Genomic DNA, 290 nt, shown 5'->3' on the forward strand with positions numbered 1-290 from the left:
TGCTTTTACTATTCTTTCAATTGCCGTACAGGCAAAAACATTGGATTTAATTTACTATCCAAAAACAGAAAAAAAAGCAGAAAAGCAACCAGTATCTATTCCAATGTCCAAAAAACATGCAACAAATTAAAAAAAGCGAAAGGCTTCGGCCTCTCGCTTTTTTTATGCTCTTTTTTCTTTCTCGACTATATGGCGCACTTGATAAAATCTATTTGCAAATTCAGTAACGTTTCTTGTTAAACGATAATTCACTGTAGATCCAATTGCCATTCCAATTACCGGTATACCTT

General features: G+C 33.4%; 1 protein-coding gene. It reads right to left on the reverse strand.

Translation table 11 applies throughout. The features are described from left to right. Positions 1-162: 162 nt before the first annotated feature. Positions 163-285, reverse strand: a complete 123-nt coding sequence (locus FE392_RS22620; RefSeq protein WP_500692707.1) for an EcsC family protein — start codon at positions 283-285, stop codon at positions 163-165. Between the last annotated feature and the right edge of the window lie 5 nt (positions 286-290).

It is taken from the genome of Xenorhabdus santafensis, assembly GCF_033949405.1.
In the GTDB taxonomy this organism is placed as follows: domain Bacteria; phylum Pseudomonadota; class Gammaproteobacteria; order Enterobacterales; family Enterobacteriaceae; genus Xenorhabdus; species Xenorhabdus santafensis.